Raw genomic sequence first — 4,697 nt, 5'->3', positions numbered from 1 at the left:
AAGCCGTGCCCGTCGGCGCGCAGCCGGTGCGCGCGGGCGCTGACGGGCGGCCCGGCGCCGAGGCCGGCCCCGGTGCCGGCCGTGCCGCCCGCTATCCCGGGCCCAGCACCCGGCTCGCCGCCGAACGCGCGCGGCAGACGCGGATGCAGGTCGTCGGCGCCGTGACCGAGCGCTGGGCGCCCGAGCAGGCCGGCCCGATCCACGAGCACTGGCAGCTCGCGCCCCCCGTCGGCCCCGCCGCCGACCTGTGGGCGCTCGGCGCGCTGCTCTTCCGCGCCGTGCAGGGGCATCCCGCGTATCCCGAGGAGGACGTCGCCGAGCTGGTGCAGCTGGTCTGCTCGGAGCCCGCCGCGCACGCCGAGGAGTGCGGGGCGCTGCGTCCCGTCGTCGAGTCGCTGCTGCGCCAGGACCCCACAGAGCGGCCGGACTTCGAGGAGTTGCGCGGCTGGCTGCGGTCCCTGATCCGCACCGCGCCCGAGCCCGGCATCGGCAGCCGCACGGTCACCGTGCCGCAGCACGGCACGGGCCGCGGCGGCGACCCGCGGCGGCTGCCGATACTGCGCCGCCGCGGCGAGCTGATGCGTCGGCGGCGCGCGAACAAGGCGCCGGTTCCGGTGCACGCGAAGCACCGGCGCCGCCGTTCGCGCCGCGGCCCCCGCGGGCCGCGGAGCCTGGGCCGTACGCTGATCGCGCTGATCTTCGTCGCCATGGCCGGGGCGATCGCTTACGCGGCGATGTTCATGCCGCAGGCCGAGGAGGGCACCGGCAACCAGCGCGGCTCGATCGGCGCCGGGCCGGGCGGTGAACCGGGCGAGTCGGCTGCGCCGCCCACGGACGACCCCGATCCGAACGAACCGGAGGAACGCCGCCAGCCGAAGGAGTCCGACGACCCCGACAAGCCGAAGGGCGACGGGCAGAACGGCGGCCAGGGCGACGGCGGCGCGGGCTCCACGCTGCCCGAGGGCTTCACGCTCCGCGAGGACCCGGCGGGCTTCGAGGTCGCCGTCCGCGAGGACTGGCAGCGGGTCGCCGAGAACGACAGCGGCCAGATCCGCTACGTCGGCGGGGACTACGAACTCGTCATCGTCCCCGGCCGCGACGGCATCGACGAGTTCGGCAGCGACCCCATGGCGTACCAGCAGCAGAGCGAGCCGGAGCTGGACCCGTACCGGGACGCGGCGTGGGCGCAGGCCGAGGGGCTGCAGCTCATCACGGTCGGGCAGCGGGTGATGGCGGAGGGGGAGTTCGACTGGACGGAGAGCGGCGGGCGGCAGATGCACGCGCGCAACCTGGCGTCGATCTGGGGCGACAGCTACCACGTGGTGCTGCTGATCGGGGCGGACGGCAAGGACGCGGAGGTGGAGCGGTTCCACCGGATCGCCGCCGACAGCTACCGCCCGACGGAGTGAGCGCACGGCTCCGCGCCCGGGCCGGCCCGGGCGCGGAGCCGGACACACGAAAGCCTCCCCAGCTCCAGCTTCCCCGGCGTCCCTCGGCTTCCCCGCACTCCCACCCCAGGGTAGGCCGCCCCTCCGACAAGACGCCGTGCGACGGCCGTCGGAGGCGCACTGGTCTCGGGCGTACGGCGGCGGGAACACCGCGTCCCGCCCGCGACAGCCCGCAGCCGACGACCGAGGCTGTCAGCCGCCCCGCTACCGGAAGCCGGGGGACGACGGGGCGCTCTCCGTGGGCGGCACGCCCGGGGCCCCGCTGCGCTCGCCGCTCCGCGCCGGCGTGGGGACCTCGCTGGGGACCACCTCCGACGGCGGCGTCGGCGCGGCCGACGTCGGCGGGGCGCTGGGCGGGGCGGCGGGCCCGGGCCGGCCCTCGGAGCCTCCCGGCCCGGGCAGGCCGACCGCGACGGTGACGGCGAGAGCGGCCACCGCCAGCGCGCTCCCGGCCGAGGCCACCGCACGGCGGCGGCGGATACGGCGCCCGCCGACGACGGCCGCGTCGGTGACGCTGGGCATCGGCGGCGCCGCGGAGTCGTCCACGATCTCCGCGAAGGCGCGCTGCAGGGCGGCGGAGTCGCGCTCGCTCGTCTCCCGCCTCATCCCCGGCTCCGCTTCCCGCTCCGCTTCCCGCCTCGTCTCCCGCCCCGTCTTCCGCCCCGTCTTCCGCCTCATTTCCCGCCTCACCTTCCGTTCACCTCGTGGGCGAGCGTTCCCAGGAGCTGACGCAGCCGGCGCAGTCCCCGCGCGCTCTGGCTCTTGACGGTTCCCGGGGTGATCCGGAGCGCCTCGGCGGTCTGCTCCACGCTCCAGTCCTCCCAGAACCGCAGCACCAGCACCGCCCGGTACCGGGGCGGCAGCTCCATCAGCGCCGCCTGCATCACCAGCCGCAGCTCCCGGGTGGTCGGGGGCGCCGACTGCTCCTCGGGCACCGCCTCCACCAGTTCCTCGCGCCAGACCCCGCGGCGATGCTGGTCGATGAAGACGCGGGTGAGGATGGTACGGGCGTACGCCTCCACGTTGCCGTCCCGGCGGACCCGGCCCCAGGCCGCGTAGAGCTTCATCAGCGTGGTCTGGGTCAGGTCCTGGGCCTGGTGCCAGTCCCCGCAGAGCAGGTACGCGCTGCGCCTGAGGTGTGCCTGCCGGGCCTCGGCGAACTCGCGGAACTCGCGCTCCCGTACTGCTTCCCGCACCCACCCCGCCCTTCGGCGCATCCGACACTTCTCACCCTGCTCTACGGGAGCGGGCCCCGGGAGGTTGCACGCCGCGCGGCGGAGATTTCCGCGGTACGGACCGTGCAACCCGGCGCGTTCCCGGCTCCGTACTCCTCTCACGAAAGGGCTCCGGCGGCGACCGGGGCCGGTCCACCCACCTTGTATGAGGAGTCCCCCTTGACGACCCGTCACACCAAGCGTTCGCGGCGTCTGATCTTCGCGACGGCCGCCGCGAGTGTCCTGACCGTCGTTGGTCTGGGCGCCCTCGCCCACGCCTCCACCGGCACCGACAAGCCGGCCGGCGGCCCCAGCGCGCCGCCCAGCCCGGCCCCCTCGGAGCCGGGCGTGCCGAGTGCTGTGCCCGCTGAGCCCAGCCCCGTTCCCTCCGAGCCGGGTGTGCCGAGTGCGGCACCCGCTGAGCCCAGCCCCGTTCCCTCCGACCCCGGTGTGCCGAGCGAGGTGCCGCCCGACGAGCCTGCTCCCGTCCCCTCGGAGCGCGATGTGCCGAGTGTGGCGCCCGATGAGCCCAGCCCGGTTCCCTCGGAGCCCGGTGTCCCGAGCGAGGAGCCCCGCGAGCCCAGCCCCGCCCGCGACGAGGCCGGCACCCCCACGCCGCTCGCGCCCGGCGAGCCCGCCCCCGACTGGGAGAACTGACCGGGAAGTGCCCCGCCCCGCCCCCGGTGAACCGGCGTTGCCCGGACACCGGGGACGGGGCGTGCCCGTGCCCCGCGCCGGTCCCGGCGCCGGTTCCGCGACGGCCGGCCCCCGCCCCCCGCCCCGGGCGTTCGTCGTCGCGTACTGCACCGCCCCGCTCCTCGGCCCGGCTCGGCGTCCGCATCCGCGCGGCTGTTACTGTCAACGACCGGGCGGCGGGTGCGCGGACGTGCCGGCCGCGGGGGAACGTGCAGGTCAGCGTGTTCGCCGGGGTCCCCGGCAGGGTCGCGGCGGATGTCACGGCAAAGCCCGTCGATGTCGCACGTTTTCTACAGAGTGGGTATCCGGAGGAGCGACCGCGCTGTAGTGCGCTATTGATGTGCCATGACGTACGAGGGGGACAGGGTGGGGAACGAGCCCACGAGCTACGGCCTGCGGCCACCGCACGAGGACGCGGGCGGCGTCGCGCAGGAGACCGCGGCCACGCAGGTCGTCGCCGATCCCGCGGCCGGCCGGCTACTCGGCGGGCGCTACCGCCTCGCCGCCCGCCTCGGCGTCGGCGGCATGGGCACCGTGTGGCGGGCGCACGACGAGGTCGTCGACCGCGACGTCGCCGTCAAGGAGCCGCGGCTGCCCGCGAACCTCGACGAGCGGATGCGGCACACGGTGTACGAGCGCATGCAGCGCGAGGCCCGCGCCGCCGCCCGTATCGACCACCCCTCGGTCGTCACCGTGCACGACGTGGTGATGGAGGAGGGCAAGCCCTGGATCGTGATGGAGCTGGTCCGCGGCCGCTCCCTCGGTGACCAGCTCACCGAGGGCACCCTCGATCCGCGCGAGGTGGCGCGCATCGGCGTCGCCGTGCTCGGCGCGCTGACCGCCGCGCACGAGGCGGGCATCCTGCACCGCGACGTCAAGCCCGACAACGTGCTGCTCGGCCGGTACGACCGCGTCGTGCTCACCGACTTCGGCATCGCGCAGATCGAGGGCGAGCAGGGCCTCACGGAGACCGGCGCGTTCGTCGGGTCGCCGGAGTTCATCGCGCCGGAGCGGGTGCTCGGCCAGCGGCCGGGCCCGGAGTCGGACCTGTGGTCGCTGGGTGTCGTGCTGTACGCGGCCGTCGAGGGCATGTCCCCGTACCGCCGGCAGACCGCGCCGGCGACGTTGCAGGCCGTGCTCTCCGCCGAGCCGGCGCCGCCGGCGCGCGGCTCGGGGGCGCTGGGCACGGTGGTGATGCAGCTGCTGCGCAAGGACCCCGCGGCGCGACCGCCGGCGGACGAGGTGCGCCGGCAGCTGGAGGCGGTGGCCCGGCCGGTGCCGGCGCCGACGATGCTCGCCACGGTCCCGGGCGGCGCGGAGGGCGGTGCGGGCGGCGGGC

Annotated in this window: 5 protein-coding genes; 3 read left to right on the top strand and 2 right to left on the bottom strand. The window is 76.2% G+C overall.

Going from position 1 to position 4,697, the window contains the following annotated elements:
• Positions 1-1,409, top strand: a 1,409-nt coding sequence (locus ABD317_RS33725) for a serine/threonine-protein kinase (protein ID WP_486389028.1), incomplete at its 5' end; no start/stop codon positions are given.
• Between the two features lie 243 nt (positions 1,410-1,652).
• Here the strand turns inward: ABD317_RS33725 and ABD317_RS33720 are convergent.
• Positions 1,653-2,054, bottom strand: a complete 402-nt coding sequence (locus ABD317_RS33720) for a hypothetical protein (RefSeq protein WP_344295122.1) — start codon at positions 2,052-2,054, stop codon at positions 1,653-1,655.
• 80 nt (positions 2,055-2,134) lie between these two features.
• Entirely contained in the window at positions 2,135-2,644 is a 510-nt protein-coding gene (locus ABD317_RS33715; protein WP_027756386.1) for a SigE family RNA polymerase sigma factor, read from the bottom strand.
• Between the two features lie 198 nt (positions 2,645-2,842).
• Between ABD317_RS33715 and ABD317_RS33710 the strand changes: the two genes are divergently transcribed.
• A complete protein-coding gene (locus tag ABD317_RS33710; RefSeq protein ID WP_344295121.1) occupies positions 2,843-3,319 on the top strand; it encodes a hypothetical protein in 477 nt (158 codons plus the stop codon).
• A 384-nt stretch (positions 3,320-3,703) separates the two neighbouring features.
• Positions 3,704-4,697 (top strand): serine/threonine-protein kinase (locus ABD317_RS33705; protein ID WP_344295119.1); only part of this gene is annotated, 994 nt, incomplete at its 3' end.

The sequence above is a fragment of the Streptomyces synnematoformans genome, from assembly GCF_039531005.1.
GTDB classification, from domain to species: domain Bacteria; phylum Actinomycetota; class Actinomycetes; order Streptomycetales; family Streptomycetaceae; genus Streptomyces; species Streptomyces synnematoformans.
The sequence above is the reverse complement of the archived record's forward strand: the minus strand, read 5'-3'. Positions and strand labels throughout refer to the sequence as shown.